General features: G+C 66.1%; 15 protein-coding genes. 11 read left to right on the top strand and 4 right to left on the bottom strand.

Going from position 1 to position 19,708, the window contains the following annotated elements:
• Window positions 1-141 precede the first annotated feature (141 nt).
• The 3 genes from ACT54X_RS12740 to ACT54X_RS12730 form a co-directional block, all read right to left on the bottom strand.
• Window positions 142-2,238: a S8 family peptidase gene (locus ACT54X_RS12740; RefSeq protein WP_476346879.1), complete on the bottom strand. Its 2,097-nt coding sequence runs from the start codon at window positions 2,236-2,238 to the stop codon at window positions 142-144.
• A 93-nt stretch (window positions 2,239-2,331) separates the two neighbouring features.
• Window positions 2,332-4,977 (bottom strand): MobH family relaxase, encoded by a 2,646-nt coding sequence (mobH, locus tag ACT54X_RS12735; RefSeq protein ID WP_476346877.1) that lies wholly within the window; start codon window positions 4,975-4,977, stop codon window positions 2,332-2,334.
• Window positions 4,964-5,554 (bottom strand): hypothetical protein, encoded by a 591-nt coding sequence (locus tag ACT54X_RS12730; protein ID WP_476346875.1) that lies wholly within the window; start codon window positions 5,552-5,554, stop codon window positions 4,964-4,966. The genes mobH and ACT54X_RS12730 overlap by 14 nt, the downstream gene beginning before the upstream one ends.
• A 521-nt stretch (window positions 5,555-6,075) precedes the next feature.
• Here ACT54X_RS12730 and ACT54X_RS12725 point away from each other — a divergent pair.
• The 8 genes from ACT54X_RS12725 to ACT54X_RS12690 are packed head-to-tail and all read left to right on the top strand — an operon-like array spanning window position 6,076 to window position 15,736.
• The gene (locus ACT54X_RS12725; RefSeq protein WP_476346873.1) at window positions 6,076-6,849 is read left to right on the top strand and encodes a toxin co-regulated pilus biosynthesis Q family protein; all 774 of its coding nucleotides are present in this window, start codon (window positions 6,076-6,078) and stop codon (window positions 6,847-6,849) included.
• Window position 6,850: 1 nt separating this feature from the next.
• Window positions 6,851-8,707, top strand: coding sequence for a type II secretion system protein GspD (locus tag ACT54X_RS12720; RefSeq protein WP_476346872.1), 1,857 nt, complete (start codon window positions 6,851-6,853; stop codon window positions 8,705-8,707).
• A gap of 5 nt (window positions 8,708-8,712) precedes the next feature.
• Window positions 8,713-10,056: a hypothetical protein gene (locus ACT54X_RS12715; protein WP_476346870.1), complete on the top strand. Its 1,344-nt coding sequence runs from the start codon at window positions 8,713-8,715 to the stop codon at window positions 10,054-10,056.
• Window positions 10,040-10,504: a hypothetical protein gene (locus tag ACT54X_RS12710; protein ID WP_476346869.1), complete on the top strand. Its 465-nt coding sequence runs from the start codon at window positions 10,040-10,042 to the stop codon at window positions 10,502-10,504. Before ACT54X_RS12715 ends, ACT54X_RS12710 begins: the two co-directional genes overlap by 17 nt.
• Before the next feature lie 14 nt (window positions 10,505-10,518).
• Complete coding sequence (locus ACT54X_RS12705; protein ID WP_476346867.1) at window positions 10,519-12,324, top strand: GspE/PulE family protein; 1,806 nt, start codon at window positions 10,519-10,521, stop codon at window positions 12,322-12,324.
• A 41-nt stretch (window positions 12,325-12,365) separates the two neighbouring features.
• On the top strand, window positions 12,366-13,430 hold the full coding sequence (locus ACT54X_RS12700) for a hypothetical protein (protein WP_476346865.1): 1,065 nt from the start codon (window positions 12,366-12,368) through the stop codon (window positions 13,428-13,430).
• Between the two features lie 60 nt (window positions 13,431-13,490).
• Entirely contained in the window at window positions 13,491-14,078 is a 588-nt protein-coding gene (locus tag ACT54X_RS12695) for a type 4 pilus major pilin (RefSeq protein WP_476346864.1), read from the top strand.
• Window positions 14,079-14,134: 56 nt separating this feature from the next.
• Complete coding sequence (locus ACT54X_RS12690) at window positions 14,135-15,736, top strand: type II secretion system protein (protein ID WP_476346862.1); 1,602 nt, start codon at window positions 14,135-14,137, stop codon at window positions 15,734-15,736.
• Between the two features lie 422 nt (window positions 15,737-16,158).
• Here ACT54X_RS12690 and ACT54X_RS12685 read toward each other — a convergent pair whose 3' ends face one another.
• Window positions 16,159-16,581 (bottom strand): hypothetical protein, encoded by a 423-nt coding sequence (locus tag ACT54X_RS12685; RefSeq protein WP_476346860.1) that lies wholly within the window; start codon window positions 16,579-16,581, stop codon window positions 16,159-16,161.
• A gap of 611 nt (window positions 16,582-17,192) precedes the next feature.
• Between ACT54X_RS12685 and pilL2 the strand changes: the two genes are divergently transcribed.
• The 3 genes from pilL2 to ACT54X_RS12670 are packed head-to-tail and all read left to right on the top strand — an operon-like array spanning window position 17,193 to window position 19,632.
• Complete coding sequence (gene pilL2 / locus ACT54X_RS12680; protein WP_476346858.1) at window positions 17,193-18,110, top strand: PFGI-1 class ICE element type IV pilus protein PilL2; 918 nt, start codon at window positions 17,193-17,195, stop codon at window positions 18,108-18,110.
• Complete coding sequence (locus ACT54X_RS12675; protein WP_476346856.1) at window positions 18,091-19,059, top strand: hypothetical protein; 969 nt, start codon at window positions 18,091-18,093, stop codon at window positions 19,057-19,059. The genes pilL2 and ACT54X_RS12675 overlap by 20 nt, the downstream gene beginning before the upstream one ends.
• Window positions 19,060-19,062: 3 nt before the next feature.
• A complete protein-coding gene (locus ACT54X_RS12670) occupies window positions 19,063-19,632 on the top strand; it encodes a hypothetical protein (RefSeq protein ID WP_476346854.1) in 570 nt (189 codons plus the stop codon).
• The last annotated feature ends 76 nt before the right edge of the window (window positions 19,633-19,708 follow it).

Below are 19,708 nucleotides of genomic sequence, written 5' to 3'. Positions count from 1 at the left end.
CGCGGCGCCAACCGTCTATGCGCTGGGAGCCGGCCGGAGGTTTCTCTTCGGTGCGCCTCCGCCTCAGAGGCGGGTAGGGCGGATCCGTGCCACGACCGTGATGCATTCGCGAGGCGGTCTGCACGAGTACGGCCTTCGCCCTCAGCGTTCCAGCCGGATCTGCTGACGGAGTTGGATGGGCGTCAATGCACGGTACTTGTTGATCACCTTTTGATAGATCGGCTCGCCCTTCTCACTTGCAATCGTCGCCACCAGTACATAGGGCAGCGCACGCGCATCGTTGTTGACCACTGAATGGCCGTGTTCGCGCACTCCATGGCTGACATCAAAGCAGGCGTCGAGCAACTCGTCGGCGCCAAAGCTGCGAGTGCGGTGTAGCACGGTTTCCCACTTGTGCGCGTCGCGCCGGAGTTCTTGCTCTGTACCGCCGCCTGATGAAGAAAAGAAGGCATCCGTGCTGCCGGCGCCACGAGGCCGGAACACCACAGTCAGCCCATGCCGGGTGTAATTCACGGGGTCGGCGGCATCAATGGAAGAGGCAAAGCAGAAGGTGGCGGTGATACGCAGTCTGACGCCTAGTGGGACGGCTGGAACGGGTAACCCAATCCGTAACGTCCCGCCCGCAGAGATATAGCCTTGATACAGGATTCGAACCTCGCTTTCCTCACATGTAAGGAGGTCCTCCGGCGCTTGCGGGAAACGGCCCCATCCCACGTCAACGAGCTCGTGCGCGTCAGTGCGCTCCGCGCGGTGGATCAGTAGAGCTCTCAGCGCGGTAGCACTCAGCGAGGTCTTGCAAAGAGCCCGCGCTGCTGCGGCGGTGCGCAGCACCAGAGGAGCAGCGAAACTAGTGCCTTGCACACCACTGAGCCCCCCGGAGAGCGGATTGAGCAGCACGAGGGGCCGCGAGTGCGTGCCGCCGAATGCAATCCCATCAGGTTTGACCAAGCCGGGCGAGCGTCCTGGGCCGAAACAGCTATAGGCTGCGCGTCCCCACATGAACTCATCTGAATCGGCCGCACCTACCGAAAGAGCGTTCACCGCGTCCGCTGGAGGCTGAATGCGTCCCATCGGCCCTTGCACATCTCCATCGTTGCCAACAGCCACGGTCATGAGTGTCTCGCCCGCGGCCAGATGTGCATCGAGCATGGCTGTCCACGCATGGGGGTGTCCGTCATCCATCGCCAATCGCGGACCCAGCGAAAGGTTTGCGAAGTCAATATTGCCAACGCGCAGCACTGCATCAATGCGTTTCATGCAGTCGTAGAGGTCTGGATCCGCTTCGTCATCGTGCCCCAGCACTCGGTGGTGCACGATATTGAAGTAGGGACGCGGCAATTCCGTCGCATCCTCGCGTACAGCGCCAAATAGAAGCGCTGAAGTCACTTCCGTGCCATGCGACAGGTAGTCGCCAAGCGTGTCTGCAAGCGCAGAGGGCACGATCTCGGTACTCCAGCGAGCAAAGTCCTTTATCCCGATACCGCCGTCGAATACAGCAACACGCAGGGTCGGATCGAGTGCATCGGCTGTTGGGATCTCAGGCGCCCGTATGGTGAGCTTTTGCCGCACAACTGGCCGGTTTAGCCGCAGCACCGGTAGCCGTCGAATCGCGCGCAACGCAGTGAATTGAGCAAAGCGTTCGAGTTGCGCGCGCGGAACATCGCCCGGCATGAAAACCAGGCCTGGCACTGCAAGATGCTTGGCCAGATGCACGTGCGCTCCGCAGCTCTTCGCGTACCGCTCAAAGGTGTCCAGAAGGACTTGGTCGGAGCCGTCAGCGTGGAGCACCACCTCAATGTCTACGGAGTCTTCCTGGCCTTCCAGCCGCAGCAATCGTTCCTGCGCCGTAAGCGACCTGAACGCCTCGAGCTTGCAGAACTCCCTTTGCACGCCTTTGCCAGTAAGGCCCGAAAGCAACAGGCTTTCCAATGATAAAAAATCGTCGACAGTGCCCGTGAGGTAAACCTCAACGGTAGGCTGCTCGCCCTTCGGCGCACTCTTGCGGTGGTCGTTGGTCGGCACCACTTTGGCTGGTTTGCTGCCCACCGCGCGTAGACCAGCGCGGTGGAACACCTCGGCTGGCATGCCAGTCTTGGCCTGGAAAGCAGGATGGATTGTCGCCACAGCGGTCGCTTGGCCTCGCGGTTTGGCACCTTCCGGGAGCGACTTCACGTTGGTGATGATCTGGCGCAAAGCTGGCCCCAGTCGCTCGCGCGCTTGTTGAATCGAGTACGGCAACGTCGTGGTACTGGTGGTGACGGCGCGCCTTGAGCCGTCTCCCGGCAACAACGCGCGCCGCGGCGCAGTGCGCCTCAGGCCATCGTTCCCTCCTCAGGTTTCGAGGCGCAGGGCGAGGTTTGGCGGCGGCACTGGCATCACGAAGCGTGCAGGGTCGACGAGCACCACGGCGGCGAGCCTGGCCACGGAAGCCCCGCCGCGCCCAACGACGGCGTACTGAACGATGTTCTTTCCCGCTGGGCCCATCAGGTGCCAGCCAGCTTTCGTGACCTCACGCTGCACCTGAATAGCATAGTCCCCGACTTCGTCATCTCGCCGCATGGTCGCGGCGAAGAGCTTGAAGATCAGCGGCGACACGAGGGCCATGCCCTCGGCCACGAAGTGCACTGCGGCACCAGTCTCATTGAAACGCATCTCGCCCGTGGCCAGGCCGCGCTGCAACCAGGTGAGGAAGGCGATCGCCTGCTCTGAGGGCTCTGGCGCAGGCTTGGCATGAGCCGATGAGATCTCGGGAAGCGTCGGCGTGAGCACGACCGGGCCGGGTTGTGCGACCGGCTGCTGCGCCGCGGCGCGACCCACAAAATCTGCCTCAGCCTCCTGCAACAACATCGGCCGCTCTCCGCTGATCGGCATCGCCAGCCGCTGCTTCACAGACAGCGTCGGCGCCGCCGGGGCCCCGCCCCGCAGCAACGGCGGCGGGCGGCGAGCTGCATCAATCGTCCCACTCGATCCGGCCGGCAGAAGCGGCCGCTTGCCACGGCCGCTTAGCCTCTTCGGAGCACCAGCGTTCGCTGGGCCGTTCGCATGGCCCTCCTCGGGTATGGCCGCTCCAGGGTGGACCGGCATCGCAGGCGCATCCGCCTCGGCACGCGCGACGACTGAGGTACGGGTCCCAGCTGCCGTGTGGACCAGATCCGCAATGTCCTCCGCATCATCAAGCAGGTACGCGGCCTCTGAAGACATGGGGCCGGCGGCGTTCCGGTCTGCCCTTGTGGCTGTTCGCTTCGGATCCGACTGCTGCGCAGCCGATGCGGCAGGAGCATCTGCAGGGGCCCGCTGCTTGGCGCTGCCATCCGCTTTCCCGCCACCCGCCTTGGCCGACTCCTTGGGCGGTCGATTGAACGATGGCGCACGGATCGTGGGCCCAGCAACTGGCGCACGACTCGGGCGCACCTTGCCCGCACCCTCTGGGCCGGTAGTACTGGCTGCACCATGCGCAGGCTGCGTTACCGCTGTCGCAGCGTCTCGCGCATCCTCGCCTGAAGGTGCAGCAGCAGACTTGCTGGTCGACGCAACGGATGGTTGCGGCAGGCTTGCCTCCTCGTTGGACAGCACTGGTTCGACGCCCTCGGGGATGGCTGCTTCCGCGTCGGCCTGCGCAGCTCCGTCGCCAGCTGCCTTGCGCTTGTCCAGCACCTCGATGCGCCCGTGCATTGCCGCAGGATATTCCGCGGGACTCTGGTACAGCTTTTCGAGCGGGAACCGCAGCATCGTGAGCGAATGCGAATACGTGCTTTCTGCTGGCTCAGCTTCGCCCTGCTGCCCGTCAGCATCCGCTGCAGCAGCACCATGCACCACCACGTACCAGATGGCCTGCCCAGTGCTTGGATTCGGGGTGATGCACGCGTAGTCCTGCCAGGTGTCGAACAAGCGGTCATTCTTCGTGTCGCCTGGCACAGCTTCATCCGGGGCGTGCTTCTTGATCCAGTCTCGGGTGGCATCCGCGACACGCTTGGCTACGAACCAAAGGCTGCCGTCGTACACCCAGCCCGCTGCGCCAGAGCGATTGATGGGCAGCACGGTGCCCGTGCGCAGCATGGCCTGCAGGCTGCGCATCATCAGGTCGATCAGCGGCGTGGCCTGCGCGGTGGCAAAGCGCGCACGGCTGCCGTTCGTCAGCGCATGACGGGCCGACGCCTGGTCTGCATTCATCACGATCTTGGCCACCAGGCTCTCCCGGTCTTCGCCGGCGAGATACCGGCTCAGTGCCTCATACGCCTGCGGCTGCCGGGCCAGCATGGCCAGGGCCTCTGGCGAAGCGATGCGCTGCAGCAGCATCACCGCGCTGCGGCTGTGCGCGCCATAGTTGCGCTCCACCTTCGGCGCAAACTGCACCAGGTACTCAGGCGACTTCCTCCCTCGGGTCAGCTCGGGCAACGATCCGGCCATCGGTGGCCACCGCACGCCATCGGCGGTGTCCTTGCACCGCCAGCTGATGCGCAGATCCGTCAACGGCTTGCCGATGTCGTGCAGCAATGCGGCGTAGAAGACCACCATGGTCCACTCGTCCCGCTGGGCGTCGATCGCCTCGATGGGGGCGCCTGCGGGCAGCATGCTCCCGTTGCGCCAGGTCATCGCGGCCAGCAGCATCTCGATCGTGTGGGTCAGCAGCCCCCCCACATGGGCATGATGGTGGGCCTCCGACGCCGGCATCAACTGCACGAACTCTGCGTACCTACGCAGCGGGGCCAGGCAATCTCGCTCGAACACGGCCTTGGCCAGGCGGGACTTGCGCTCGATCTCGTCCAGGGGCTTCTGCGCGCGGACGAGCTGCAGAAGCTGGTCACCCGAAAGCACCCTGAGCCAGTTCGGCTGGCTACCCGCGACCTCGATCACCTCCGGCGGGCTGGATGGCGTCGGCGATGCCGGCTGTACAGCCGCCGCCAAGCGGCCGCCCAGCAGTGAACGCACGCGGCCCAGGATGCCCTGCAGGGCCTTTTTGGGCTCAGGCACTGCCATTGGGCGCCGCAGCTGCGCCAGATTCCCCCATCGGGGCTTCCTCCAGCAGGATGTGCCGGATCATTGCCTCATGGCGTGGGTCGTCCAGGCTCTTGGTCCAGACCTGCAGCGCGTCGAGCTTGTCGCTCTCGCATGCGTTACGGAGCTGTCTGGAGTCAGGGCCCAGCGCCAGGAAGGCCAGGAAATCCATGGCGAGTGGGTCCCAGATCACCTTCTTCACGCCCCAGGGGCCCCAGTGGGCCCGGACCCGAAGAAAAGTCAGCTGCAGCAGCTGGTGGGTGATCGCCTCGATCAGCAACCGGCGCTCCTGGGCCGACAGCGGCTGGGTCGCCTCGCGGCGCGGCATGCCGACGCAAAGCTGCGTCAGGACGTCTCGCACGTTGCGCGCCGGATCGTATTCGCGGTGCAGGTGTTGCTCCAGGCCGTCGTACCGGCCCAGCCAGTGCATCAGGGTCGTCGCCCAGTCGGACAGCCCGAGGTGGGCCAGGCAACGCAGGATCACGAACGGCGCATTGCCATGGTCGCCGACCTCGCGGCCGAAGAAGGGGTAGTCGTCGTCTGGGTAGTCGTCGTCCATGTGTGCCTGCCCTTTTCCAGGGCAGCTGCAAGCCACCCACTGGAACGCGTTGTCTGGGCATCCTCTGTTCGTGTCGCGCGCCAATTTATTCCGGCTTTCATGAGATGTCCTGCCTAATCCGCGCTCACGTGAGCGCGATAAACACTGGCGCTCGACCTGGAAATCTGGTAGCGCGATGGCTCCCTTTTGGTTCACCCGCTCACGACGTCCGGCTGTCGCGCGAGTGGGCTGTGCCAGGCCGTTTTGCGCCGGGCGGCCCCGCCGCCAGCAAGGCGCGCCCGTCTCTCCCGTAGTTCGCCCGTCGGTCTTCCCACTACCTGTAAGCCCTTTGCGCCGGCTGCGTCGCGGAGCAGCAGTCGGCGCGCCCTTTGGATAGGCCCAGTAGCCCGTAGCTGGCCCTTTGCCCGTATGCCGGCCGCCCTGGCCGGCATTGCCCTGTCTCCCTCCAAACGGCTTGCCAAAGGGGCTCGGGGAGCGCTGCCACATCCACCTGTTGGCGTCAAGCCGATATCCGCTTTCACGTGAACGCGATTGTTTGTGGAGAGAAATCGGAGCGCTCGGAACACTTCATTGCGTCACTGGTGGCGCTCAGCGCCTTGAGCCTGGAGGCTGGTCCTCCGGGCGCTTTCTGGGCTTTGCCGCGCCGCGCACCACACCGCCATCTGGAGCATTCCTTGAGCCACAGACAGTCCTTTCACGCGTTCATCCTGGCCGCAGCGCTGGCGGTGCTCCACACCGTCGCCGGCGCCGCGGTGACCTGTTCGCCGAGCGCCGCCGCGCCTTCCCCCGACGCCAGCTCAGAGCCCGAGGCCATCGTCGCAGGCGTGCCGGGCACCATCCACTGTCCCAAGGGCACACGGCCCGTCCGAGCACAGCCCGCGGCCAGGAAGAAAGAGTCCGCTCCTGATGGTGCGCCCGAAGCCCCGTTGGAAGCCCTCCCAGTGGCTGCCGTCTCCGCGCCTGCGGCGGCGGCGCCGCAACGCACCGGCGCCGAACCCGTGGCAACCGCGCAGAGCCAACAGTGGACCGTGGATGTCCGCGACGTCTACCTGGCCAACACCTTCCAGCGCTGGGCCAAGCAGGCCGGCTGGCGGGTGCGCTGGGACGCTGCCAAGCACGTGATGGTCGAGGCGCCCGACACCTTCACCGGCAGCTTCGAAGAGGCGGTAGCGGCCCAGATCGAATCCCCCGGGATCGCCAATAGCAGCTACCCGCTGGAGGTCTGCATCTATCCGAACAACCCACCGCTGGTTCGCATCACCCGCAAGGGCGACCAAGACAAGGAGTGCCGCTGACATGAATCGCCGTCCTGCCAACTGGGGCGCCGCGCTGGGCGCCGCCGTGCTGCTTTCCGCCTGCGGCACACCTCGCATCAACGCCGACGGCGCCGCGGTGCGCGAACAGGCCGTCGACAACGTGACCAAGACGCGCCAGGGTCACCTGGAGGCCACGAGCACCACACCCGGAACCAACGCCTACGCGGATGCACGAGCGTCCGACGCGCGCAACAGCGTCGTCGTTCGCCGTGCGTCTCGTCCATGGATCGGCGCCAAGATGACCGCGGTGCAGTCCGACGAGGTGCTTCCGCCGATCTTCTCCGAAACCTTCAATCTGCAATTCGATGACCGGGCCACGGCCGGGCGGGTGAAGCTCGAGGTGGTGGGCGAGCGGCTCAGTCGGCTCACGAAGGTGCCGGTGCGGATCAAGCAGGACGTCTACGAGCCGCTGCGCAAGGGCACCGGCTCGAGCGGGTCGGGAAGCAGTGCAGCGGGCACCTCCGGCGGCCGAACGGCCACCAACCAGGTCGCCCGTCCTCTGCCTCTGCCGACGCCCGGCGCGCTGCAGAGCATTCCGGCGGGGTTCGTGCCGGACGCCGACAACGTGGCGGCCGCCGTCATGAGCACGCAGGCCGCGCAGGCGCCCGAGCCCTACAGCCAGCCGGTCACCGACCTGGCCAGCGTCGAGATGCGCTGGAGCGGCACCCTCTCGGGTTTCCTGGACAACCTGACGGCCCGGTTGAACCTGTCGTGGGCCTACCGTGACGGCTCGATCGTGATCGAGCGGTATCAGACCGAGAGCTTCGAGCTGGCGGCCTTCGTCGACGCGATGGACTACCGCATGACGCTGGGCGGCTCGAGTTCCGGCAGTTCCGGTGCGTCCGGTGGCTCCGGCGGCGCGAGCGGCTCGGCCAGCTCCAACATCAACGTGGCCGAGTCGGGCAAGGTCGCGGCGCTGGAGTCGCTGCGCAAGTCGATCGACGCCATGGTCGCACCGAGCGGCGGCACCGTCGTGCTGTCGGAAGGCACGGGCCGCCTGACGGTCACGGCGCCCCGCGACGTCATGAGCCGGGTGCGGGACGTCGTGCGCTACGAGGACGCGGTCATGTCGCGCCAGGCCCAGATCCAGTTCGACATCTACAGCGTCACGACGTCCGACAACGACGAGAAGGGCGTGGACTGGAGCCTGGTGATCCAGAACGCCGCCAAGACCTGGGGTGCGACCGTGACCGCGCCGACTTCCCTTGCCAGCGCACAGGCGGGTGGCGTGGCCTATTCGATCCTCTCGGCAGCGTCAGGCACCACCGCCACGAACACGCAGGCACGGTTCGGCGGCTCCAGCGTGATGCTCAAGCTCCTGACGGAGATCAGCGACTCGGCCACCTACCGGCCCGTGTCCCTCATCGCCATGAATCGCCAGTGGGCGCGGCAGACCAGCCTGCAGTCCACGGGCTACCTCTCCGAGACCACGCCTGCTTCATCCAGCCTGACGGGCACGAGCGTGCCCGGGCTGAAGACCTCCACGGTGGTGACGGGTGACCGCTTCATGGTGCAGCCTGCGATCCTGGACAACGGCGTCATCATGCTCAAGTTCGGCGTGTCCTTGACCGAACTGCTGGGCCTGTTCAACGTGACCTCGGGCAGCGGCAGCAGCCAGCAGACGGTCCAGACGCCGGAAACCGCCGGCAACGACAGCCAGTCCAACATCCGGCTGCGCCCGGGCGAGGTGATGGTGGTGTCGGGCCTGTCCCGTCGGGTCGCTTCATCGGACACGCGGACGCTTGGCAACGGCGTGCCGATCGCGGCCGGTGGCAGCGCGACCAAGGGCTACAAGCGCCAGGAGTTCCTGATCCTGGTGCGCGCGGTGCAGATCTGAGCGGCATGACCACCGTCGTCGTTCACAAAGGCCCCAAGCTCACGCTGTGGGGTGCGCTGCAGTGGCGCCTGGTGCCGCCGAACGAGAAGCCGGTCAAGGCGCTGCGGCGCTTTGCCAAGGAAGGCGCGCATTCCGCCGCCCTTCTGCTGAGAGGGCAGGCAGTCGAGGGCTCAGGCAGCAGGCCCCGGACCCTGGCAGGCCTGTTCGTCTCCTTCGACGGCTCGAAGCCGCCCAGGCATTCGCATTCGCTGGCCGCTGCCTTCTGCGCCTGGACGGCGCAGCATCCGGCGGCTCTGCTGTTCGTCTCGCTCCCGGGGAACAAGGTCGCCGTCGTGGCCGCGGTCGGGGGCTTGCCCGTGCTCGACATCGTGGACGAGGCGCCGGCCAATGCGTACAACCGTGCCCGCACCTGGCTGGGCGAGAACCCCGAGGCCAGCGTCTTCGCGGACGACGAGCGGCTGTTTCCGAATGCCCACCAGTACGAAGGGCTGCTGGAGAGCATTTCCGCGGCCGCGAATGCCACCTCCGCGATCCGCTCGATCCCGGTCAACTATGCCCAGCTGCTGTTGGTCCTCTCCCTGGGGGCTTCGGCGATCGGCGGCTATCTGTACGTCCACCAGCGGCATGCGGAGGCCCAGCGGCAGGAGGCATTGCGAAAGGCCCAGGCCGACGACCCATCACCGCGCTACCTCGAAGCCCTTGCGGCAGCGAAGCGCAACGTCGGCGTCGAGCGGCAGGCGCTGGTCGCTGCCCATGCCGCGGCCGACGCGCTGCGGCTCGACCTGCCCGGTTGGCAGATGCGCCGCATTGAGTGCGGCTTGGCCGATCCTGGTGCCGGTGCTGGAAAGAGCACCACCTCGGGCTGCCACGTCGAACTGAGCCGAGGCACCGGCACCTACGCGGATCTGGAGCGCGCGCTGCCGGGCCTGAAGCTGACGCGCCGGCCCACCATCGCCCTGAACGAGGCCCAGCTCTCCTGGACGCAGGCACTGCCCACGATCGGGCTCGCGCCGTCCGCGCTGCCGCGGCTGGCCGAGTTCGCCACCGGCCCGGAGGCTTCCCTGATGCAGGACTGGGCTGTCGCAGGCCTGGGTATCCAACTTTCCGCGCCCATGCTGTGGCCGCGCGTAGCGGGCCTGCCGCCGACGTTCAACCACCCCGCGGCGCTGCAGCAGGGAGACATCGTCGTCTCCTCCATTGCCTTGCCTCAGCTCGATGAGGTGATCCGCAATGCCCCATCCAACATTGCCTGGCGCAGCTGGTCGATCTCCGTGGGAGATGCCCGCCAACCTGCCCTGGAGCGCGCACGCGCGACCCTGAAAGGAGTCTTCTATGTCCGCCCGAACTAAGGCTGCATGGCAGCTTGCTCTGCTCATCCTGGCCGCCTCCGGTGCAGCGGGCGGCGTGCACGCTCAGACGCTTGCCGACCTGGCCGCGGCCCAGCGCACGAAGCAGGAGGCCGACATGGCCAAGGCGAAGGCGGACCTGGAGGCAGCACAGGTGGCCGCCACAGCCAAGACCGCGGCGCCCGCGCCGGCCCAGGCCGTCGCGGCCCCGCCCCGCCCGGCAAAGCCTCCCAAGCCGCCGGCAGTCGTGCATTCGCTCTACGCCCTGAACGGCGAATGGGTCGCGGAGGTGGTGGACGGCAACTTCCTGATGCGTGCCCGTCCTGGCGCGCAGATCAACGGCTTCGTGGTCGAGAGGGCGACCGGCGACGGCCTGGTGCTGCGCGTGCCTTGCAAGGGAGCACCCAAGACCTGCGGCACCAAGGTCGTCCACCTCGGCCAGACCATCTGAGGCACCAGGTGAGCTTGAGCAACCTCTTCGGACGCCGTGCGCCCGCGGCACCGCCGACTCGTCCGGCTGCACCTGCACAACGTGCCCTGTTCACGCCGACCCAACAACCCGCCGCCGCCCCAGCCCTGGCACCGTTGAAAAGAGGGGACGCTACTCCGGGGGTGGTGCAAGCGGCAGCACCTGCGATCGACCACTTCCGAACGTTCCAGGACGTCCCGCGCTTCAACCGTGTGATCTCCAACGGTGAAGGGCCGCTGAGCATTGCGCTCGCGGACGAGGAGAAGGCCACGCTCGTGGCCATCCTGCTCAGCGGCACGAACGCGCTGGTCGTGCATGCGGCGGCAGAGCCGATCGTCATTGCTGCGGTTCGCGGACGCCTGAGCGAACTCGGCTTCATGAGCAAGGTCGCCACAGCCGAGGCTGCAGTGATCGCAGCCATCTACTCGGCCGGCCAGACCTCCATGGCGAGTGTGAGCGGGCAGACGAGGGCGAAGAACACCTACATGGAGCAGTTCGACCGGTGGGTGCGGTATGCGCTGGAGCAGAACGCGACCGACATCCACATCGAGACGCACGGCACCTCGGGCCAGGTCCGCTTTCGGATCGACGGAACCATGGAGCGCATGCGCGCCGAGGATGGCGGACAGTACCCGGCGGCGTTCCTCATCAGCGCCATGCACGCCATCTACAACAACGAACAGCAGAGCGGGACGGGGAGCGACAGCCTTTTCATGGAGGGCCAGATCTATGCGCTGATCCCCTACGACCGCGTACCAGGCCGGCAGCTGAACCTGCGCTTCCAGAGCATGAAGGGCGCCGCTGGACCGAAGGTCGTGCTTCGGCTGCTGCACATCGGCGAGGACCGTCCCCCGATGACGTTTGAGCAGATGGGCTATGCGCAATCGCAGGTGCGGTTGATCGAGCGGGCCCAGGAGGCACCTTGCGGCGCTGTGGCAGTGGCCGGCGCCACGGGCTCCGGGAAGTCGACCTTCCTGCGCTCGTTCGTGGAGCTGAATCCGGATCTTCCCAGCCTGGCGGTCTATTCCGTGGAGGACCCCGTGGAGTACCCGATGAGCATCCATCAGTTCCCGCTCCAACGGGATCTGGCGGACCCGGAGGGATCGGCACGCAGCTACACCAAGGTGATCACCGCGCTGCTGCGCCTGGACCCCGATGTGGTCTACCTGGGCGAGGTGCGCGACCAGGTGTCTGCCAGCGCGATGCAGGAGTTCGCGTTGACTGGACACCCCACGCTCTTCACGGTCCACGCGAACTTTCTGTCGGGCATCGTGCCGCGGCTGGTGGACGAGAACATGCAGCTCAAGCGCACCGTGCTCACCGCGCCGAACGTGCTCAACGCCTTGATCTTCCAGGCCCTGGTGCCCGTCCTTTGCCCGCACTGCTGCGCCGACAGCGAGGAGGCTGCCCGCGAGTCGGTCACGGTCCACCGCATCCTGGAGCATGTGCGCGACCTCGGCCTGGACAGCCGTGCCATGCGCTGGAAGCGCGCCGAGGGTTGTCCCAAATGCCGGCACCGCGGAACGCAGGGCCTGACGGTGGTGGCGGAGATCTACCAGCCCGACGAGCACTGGCTCGACCTCGTCCGGGAAGGTAACGACGCCGAGGCGCTGGAGTGGTACCGGTCCCACTCGGATGGGGATCTGCACAGCCCGAACATGGACGGCAAGACGGTGTTCGAACACACGCTCTTCAAGGCCTTGAACGGCCAGGTCGACGCACGGCAGTGCGCCCGCTTCGAAGCCTGGCACACCTTCGCGCAGCGCACGCAGCGGCGCCGCCGCAACCAATCTGCTCACTAGAGGCCATGGCGATGTTCAGAAGCAGCCTTGCAAACGCCCTCATGCTCAAGCTGTCCAGGCTGATCTGGGCCACGCGTCGCGCGGATTTCTATCGGGACCTGGCCGATGCGTTGGAGCGCAAGGTGGCGATCCGCGACCACCTGCTGCGCATGCTGTCCAACGCGCGCATGCTCAAGGACCAGGCCACGGAGCACGTGGTCCGCGCCATCCTGCAGCGCCTGGCCGCCGGCGAGAGCGGATCGCTGAGTGACCTGTTCTCCGGCATCGCGCCGCGCTCGGACCACCTGCCGCTGGCGGCGGTCGATCGGGCGGAGGACAAGCCATTCGCGCTGCGCATGACGGCCGCGGCCGTGGAGTTCCAGATCAGGTCCCTGCGTACGCTGGCCAAGGAGCTGGCGGTGCCGATCGTGGCCGTGGTGCTGACGGTGCTGGTGGTGGCGATGACGTCCTCACTGATCCTGAAGATCGCCGCCGAAGCGCCGCCGGTGATCTGGACCGGCTTCAACGGATTCGTGCGGGATGTGGCCACCTTCGTCCTGGACTACGGGCTGTTCTTGCTCCTCGGGCTGGCCGTGGCCCTGAGCGTGCTCATCATGAGTCTTCCGCGGTGGATCGGCGTTGCCCGTCTCAAGGTCGAGGCCTGGCCCTTCTACTCGCTCTGGCGCTCCTACAACGCCGCCATCGTGCTGTCGAGCATCGCCATGATGGTGTCGGCGGGCCTGGCCTTGCGCGAGGCCCTGGAGACGATCCGGCAGACCAGCGGGCCGTGGCTGCGCTGGCATGTGAGCCGGATCATCCTGTCGCTGGAGGAGGAGCCCGAGGACTACCTAGCCGCCTTTGGCCGAGGGCTCATGCCGCCCACCGTGCGGGCCCGGCTCGCCAGCCTGATGGATTCCGCCCGCAGCTTCGGAGATGTACTCGTCACGCTGGGCGACAAGGAAGTCGCCGCCCTCGGTGCGCGCGTGACCTTCGCTGCCAGCGCGCTCAGCTGGGGCATCACCGTCAGCGCACTCAGCCTCGCCGTGCTCATGTCGGTGGGCCAGATGACCATCGCCAGCGCCATGGCCAACGCCACCACGGCGGACCGGATTCTCGAAGGCGGCTAGGCGCTGCAGCCTGCCGCCCGCTTCGCTCATCCGAGCTTTTCATCCAACCAGGGAGAAACCATGCAGCATCCGCAAGTCCGTCAGCGTCTCATCCGCCGCAACCTCCGCCGCCGCTCGGGGCGGCGACATGAAGGTGGCTTCATTGTCGGCCTGTTGCTGGGCGTGATGGTGGCCAGCGTCATCGCCATCGTGGCGTATGACCAGTACTCGATCTCCTCGCGCAAGACGCGCATCGAGACGGCCGTGAGCCAGATCACCACGATCACCTCCAGCGCACAGAAGGTGTTCGGCCCCGACAACCAGTTCGGCGATGTCACCACGGCGATCGCCGTGCAGGCCAACGTCGTGCCGGCCAGTCTGCGCACTGCCGGCGCCGACACGGCCCAGAACACCTACGACGGCGCGATCACGTTCACGCCCGACTCCATCACCGCCACCAACGACTCCCTGGCCATGGGCTACGCGCATGTCAGGAGGGCGGACTGCTACGAGGTGGTGGGCCAGGTGCAGCGCCTGTACCGCCGGATCGTGGTGGGCGCCACCACGGTCAAACCCAACGACGGCGTGCTCGATGTCACCGCCCTGGCCACGGCCTGCGATTCGAGCGCTACCTCCGACCTGACTTTCGTGTTCGGCCGGTCGCAGTGATTGCCCGGGGCCGGCGGGCGATCTGCCGGCCCTTCTGAGCCTCCGGAGCACACCCCATGAACATTTCATCGCGCCCCTGCCCGGGGGCAGCCCGCCGCGTGCGCAGCATCCGTTTGCAGCGCGGGTTCTCCATCCTGCAGGTGATGCTCGCGTTGGCGATCAGCTCGGTCATTGCCGTTACCCAGCTCGAAGGCGAGCGGACACGCAGCCAGCTCTCCAGCGGCAAGCTGCAGGGGGACGTTCTGCGCTTGATGGGCGACGCCGTGAACACCTACATCCAGGAGCAGGGCGCGGCTCTGCAGGCCGACAAGGCCGTGAGCAAGAACGGCGCGACCGTCCCGGCGGGCACGAGCCCTGGCACGACGATGGCGCCTACGGTGCAGCAGTTGGTTGCGATGGGCTACCTGGCCCCCGGCACCTCGTCCACGGCCACCATCAATTCCGGCACCTACCGCATCGTGCTGTCGAAGATTCCGGCCGGATGCTCGGGCTCCACCTGCAACATCACCGGCCAGGTGTATCTGGATAGCCCTGTGCGGCGGCCAGGCACCAGCGAGATGAACGGCGTGGCCGTCGGCGCGCTGCTGGACCGTCTTGGCGGCGACAGCTTGGTCGCGCTCAACAGCAGCCCGGGCGTGCTGCGCAGCCCGAGTGGCGCCACGGTGTCCAACCCGATTTCCGGCGCGCCCGCGGGCGTGGTGGGCGTGCGTGTGGGCTATGGCACCTCGGGCTATGGGAACTACCTGGTGGTGGGGGACAGCCGGGACCCGAACTTCCAGGGAAATTTCACGGTCGCTGGCAACAGCACTTTCAATGGGCCGGTCACCACCAACAGCACCTTCACGGCGGCTGGCGGGGTCACCACCAACAACATCTCCTCGGCGGATGGTGCCAACGTCTCCGTCAACAACTGCTTCAAGATCACCGCCGATGGCCGGGTTGCTACCCAGTGCTTCGATCCCAACGATGTGCCGCCCGGCTGGGGAGGAGGGGTCCGGACGTGGGACATCGCGGCTGGAGGGTCTGTTCTCATCGCGGAAAACCCAGGGAAAAGCACACCGTTCCCGTGGAATAGCAACGAGGCCTCAACTGTCATCACCAAAGATAACGCGGCCGAAGGCCTGGTAGCCACCAACGGCCGGGTCCTAACCAAGAAGCTCGCGTTTGAGTATGGGAGCTTCTCTATCGGTTCGCCGTGCACTGGCGTTACGCCTGGAACGATGGGGCGGTCAAACGATCGCGGCTCGGGCGAAACTCTTGTTTACTGCCGCCACGATACCCAGACCTGGGCACCGTTTATCACGTCAGCTCAGGATGGATACTGGTGCTCGAACAACGGCATGCTTGGCATCGACCCCAGTGGCGTTGCCATGAACTGTGTGGGGCAGCGGTGGATGCCACTCAACAGCAGGATGGGCAAATGGTCGCTCACGGCCACCTATATGGCTGGTAACGCCTGGACGATTCCGAAGCCGTCGTGCCGTAGTGGTGGCACGCCCAGAATCGTTGCAACCCCACAGTCCATCGATCAGCGAAATTCCGCGTCGAATTTCTCAGCGCGGGATTACGGCTGGGCGTGGGGCATCGTGATCGAGGATAACTCGGGCATGGGGGTGGCAACTCAAGCGCAGGTGGACACCGGCTGCTGGTATGAATAAAGACTTGGGACTCTGAAAAATGCGAATTAAAGAATTTCTTCTGACCATCTCGGTTGCAGCCGCATCGACTCAAGTGTTGGCCGTCACTTGCGGGATCGGTATGGACGACAGCACCTGTGCCACTCCATTAAGGTTTCCAGGGTGCCGGGTTTTCGATGCGAACGGCAAGTTCGCCTACTATCAGCCCGACCCGGCGCTCTGCGCCAGTAACGGCGGCGAAAGCAGCGATACCGGGCAGCCGCAACAAAACGGGACCGATGGGAATACCGATGGCATCGGCGGCGGTTCTGCTGCTGGTGCTCCTAGTGCGGACGGTCCGGGCGGCGTCGGTGGTGGCGTCGGCGGCACTGGCGCCGGGTCCGCCGGGGGGAACGACGGGGATGGCGATGGGGACGGGGACGGGGACGGCTAAATTCACCAGATTAGTTTGCGACGATGCGCATCTCTGGCCTCAGAATCGACGTAGTCCAACGTCCGTCCTGCCAGAGTTGCTCACGAGCGCCGGAACCATCGAGCTTCACACGCCACCTAAATTTTTGACATGTCTCCATTGTCGGCTGAGGTGTAATGATTAACTCCTTAGGTGTACGCTCTAAAACAACTCCTAGGATTCCCTTAACGCAGGCGCCGGTTTGGTTGTAGCCATAGCGAAGCCGTGGCGCCGACTTCACATCAGTTATTTTGAGATAGGTGCCCCATTGAGGATCTCCGATGGCGACGGTTAATTCATCGGCACCATCGATTTCGGCGATTGGTCGCGTGGGCAATTTCCCGGGGCTTGCGCACCCTGCTAGAGTAATTGCCAGAAGAACAGCGGCGAAAACAGCTCGCGTGCCAGATTTCATGTGGAAATTTATCATTGGATTCTTGGCGATTTAAACTCATTGTGAGCTTAATGGCTTAGCCACAAGAATAGGTATTGGAATCCGTGCAGCCGAAATGAGGCCAAGCTCAGCGTGCCTCGCTAAGCTACGAAGTCAGCGCACGGATCACAGCGCTTGTGAGAGAGGTTTTTGGAACGAGTAATTTTTTGCGCTCCCCGAGTTTAGGTGAGCACATGCTACTTCACCGTCCAGCATCTACGCCAGTCTTAAAAACACGCTGCTGGGGTGCTTTTAGCATTCTTATTATTTGTGCTTCAAATAAAAGAATCTTGATTCATTCTAGCAACTGCTAGCCGGAGCGGTCTGACAGGTTGTGTTGTTTGGCCGCATCAACTCCGCCCGCTGCCGTAACAGGTGGGTGAACTCGGCGATTTACTCCTGGAACAGTCCTTCGTCTCTCTGTCAAGCCGATATCGCGTTTCACGTAAAGCCGATTGATTGTGGCGCCCGGGCGTGCGCCTCGGAAAACTTGCCTCATCACCAGACGATGAGGCTCGACAGATGAACACCGCCACCCGAGGTCGCAGCGCACTTCGCGCAGGGACGCTGACCCAGGCCGCCTTACTGCTCACGTGCGGGTGCGCCGCGACGGCCGGATGGGCGCAGACGGGGGCGGCGCGCAGGACCCAGGCACCGTCGTGCTCAACCGGTACAGCACTGCATCGACCGAGCCGCCTGCCGAACTGCTGGAGCCGCTGGACGTGGTCGCAGCCCTCAGCTTTCCCCGTCAGAACGTCAGCACGATCGGTGAAGCGCTCGGGTATGCGCTGCTGCGCACCGGCTACCGGTTGATCGCGGCGGCTTCAATCCCCCAGGAGGCGCGGGACTACCTGGCGCTGCCGCTGCCCGAGTCGCAGCGGCAGATCGGTCCGTACAAGGTCCGGCTGATCCTTGGCGCACTCATGGGGACCGCCTGGCAGCTGAGGACCGACCCGCTGACGCGTGTCGTCTGGATCGAGCCGGCGGGTGCATATGCCCATCGCATCGCCGGCAGAGCGGGTAGCGCCCCAGGCGCTTCTGCACAGGATGGCGCCTCTGCTCCTCCCGTGCCGCCGACCCCGATTCCAGCTCCGGCATCGACTCCGCCTGTGGCAACCGCGGTGCCGGTGCCTGTTCCCGCGCCGGCTCCAAGCTCGGCGTCCCCCGCCGCACCGCCGGCCGCGGTCGCGTCGCTGCCACCGCTGCCGCCACCCGCCTCGATCGCCGCGCCCCCGCGGCCCACGCGGCCGGGGGCAGCGAGCCGCGAATGGCCCACCGCAGGACAGAAGACCCTGCAGGGCGTTCTGCGTCAGTGGAGCGACGCTGCTGGCCTGGCACTGGCATGGGACAGTGTGAACGACTACCCACTTCCTGCCCCGGCCGCCAAGTTCACCGCCACCGGCACGCTCAACCAGGCGCTCGCACAGCTGGCACAACGAATGGGCACGCTGTCGCGCCCCATGGCCATGGTGGTGTCGGACGGCACCCTCCGTGTCTTCGAAATCGAGTGAGGCGGACATGCAGGTAGATGGTCCGAAGCCGACGCACTCGCACGAGCCAGCCTTCGAGGCAGATCCTCGGCTGTTCGACGCCGCGTCAGAGATGGCGCCGCCTGCAGCTGCCGAGGCGGCTCAGGGCGAATTCCCAGCCGCTGCCCTCAGCGCAGCGCCAGGTGAGCAGCCGAGGACCTCGGCGCGTCGCAACCTGCTGAGGGTGATCTCCGCCTTCGCTGCTATGGGGATTGCAGTGCTTGGCTACCAACTTCTCACGCCCAAGCCCAAGCCGCTGGCGGGCATGGAGCCGGCCGGCGAGATTGCCGCAATGCCGATGGAGCCACTGCATACGGCCACCGCGGCTGTGGCACCGGGACAGGTGCCCGACGCGCTGCAGGAGCCAGCGCCTCCGCCGGCACGGGCGCCGGGGCAGGAAGTGCTCACGGAGCGGTCCTCGGGTGAAGGCATTCCTGCGGCCAGCCCGAATGCGATTGGATCGCCTGCTGCCTCGTCGTCGACGCCGGCCCTGGAGCAGCGCCTCGCAGCCCTGGAGGCCCAGGTCGCGGATCTAAGGAGCCGGGCTTCAACGCCGTCCACGCCTGCAGCACCAGGCAATGCGACCACGCCCGTCGCCGAGCGACGCGGAGCCGCTGCACCGACACATGCACAGCCGCATGACATTGGCCGAAAGCCCACGAGCCGTTCCGCTCGACCCGCCGCCCCTGAGCCAGTCGTAGTGCCGCCGGCGCCGACCATCGGTGGGCAACTTCTCTCGGTCGACCTATGGGGCGGCCAGGTGTCGGTGGTGGTGACCACCGGCTTGCCGGGCGACACGCGGACCCGCACCCTGAAGCCCGGCGACACCCTCAACGGCGTCACCCTGCAGAGCGCCGACCCATCCTCGCAAACGGCAACGTTCTCCGCCGGCGGCCGGAGCTTCACGCTATCGAGCCGCCAAGGGGGCTGACCCATGAAATCCCTCCCGACTGCCGCACTGTTGGCCCTTGCCCTCGGCGCGCCCATGGCTGTCCCTGCCCAGACCCAGACCGGCACCTCGACAACCCAGCTCGACCGCACCCAGGTCACTGGCACTCAAGCGAGGGACAGCGCCCGGCAATCGACAGGCCTGGACGCACACGACCGCCTTCTTGCCGAGATCTGGGGCCTCACGGACGAAGAGATGACCCGCGCCAAGGTGCTCCTGCAGGGGCCCCGCGCTGCCTTCTCGGTGCCGAACCTGTCGCCCATCGAAGCCCTGGGCATCCACGCGCGAACCGATGCCGAGCGGCGCCGCTACGCCGAGATGATGGCGAAGGCCGTCTACGCCGATGTGCAGCGCAGCCTGGCATGGGACGCTGCCTACCAGCAGGCGATCACCCGCCTTGTGGGCAGCAGCCCGATCGTGAGCTTCGACGGTCTTCCCAAGGTGTTTGCACCCACAGGGTCGGCGGACGCCGCGGGCGTCCCGCGAACCCTGGTCATGGAGCCGAGCACGCCGGCCGCTCGGGGACCTTCGTCGCGGGCAATGGGACTGCGATGACTCTGCTTGGCGCCGAGGAACCGCTGACGCGACGCGCGGCACTCGCCAGCGGCCTTGGCGCGGCCGCGTGCGGGCT

This window comes from Pseudacidovorax sp. DMC4 (assembly GCF_056314265.1).
The sequence above is the reverse complement of the archived record's forward strand: the minus strand, read 5'-3'. Positions and strand labels throughout refer to the sequence as shown.

Bases quoted from the DNA above. Each gene is read 5' to 3' on its own strand.
- mobH (WP_476346877.1), bottom strand. From the start codon at position 4,977: ATGGCAGTGCCTGAGCCCAAAAAGGCCCTGCAGGGCATCCTGGGCCGC.
- ACT54X_RS12730 (WP_476346875.1), bottom strand. From the start codon at position 5,554: ATGGACGACGACTACCCAGACGACGACTACCCCTTCTTCGGCCGCGAG.
- ACT54X_RS12720 (WP_476346872.1), top strand. From the start codon at position 6,851: ATGAATCGCCGTCCTGCCAACTGGGGCGCCGCGCTGGGCGCCGCCGTG.
- ACT54X_RS12715 (WP_476346870.1), top strand. From the start codon at position 8,713: ATGACCACCGTCGTCGTTCACAAAGGCCCCAAGCTCACGCTGTGGGGT.
- ACT54X_RS12710 (WP_476346869.1), top strand. From the start codon at position 10,040: ATGTCCGCCCGAACTAAGGCTGCATGGCAGCTTGCTCTGCTCATCCTG.
- ACT54X_RS12700 (WP_476346865.1), top strand. From the start codon at position 12,366: ATGCTCAAGCTGTCCAGGCTGATCTGGGCCACGCGTCGCGCGGATTTC.
- ACT54X_RS12695 (WP_476346864.1), top strand. From the start codon at position 13,491: ATGCAGCATCCGCAAGTCCGTCAGCGTCTCATCCGCCGCAACCTCCGC.
- ACT54X_RS12690 (WP_476346862.1), top strand. From the start codon at position 14,135: ATGAACATTTCATCGCGCCCCTGCCCGGGGGCAGCCCGCCGCGTGCGC.
- ACT54X_RS12685 (WP_476346860.1), bottom strand. From the start codon at position 16,581: ATGAAATCTGGCACGCGAGCTGTTTTCGCCGCTGTTCTTCTGGCAATT.
- ACT54X_RS12670 (WP_476346854.1), top strand. From the start codon at position 19,063: ATGAAATCCCTCCCGACTGCCGCACTGTTGGCCCTTGCCCTCGGCGCG.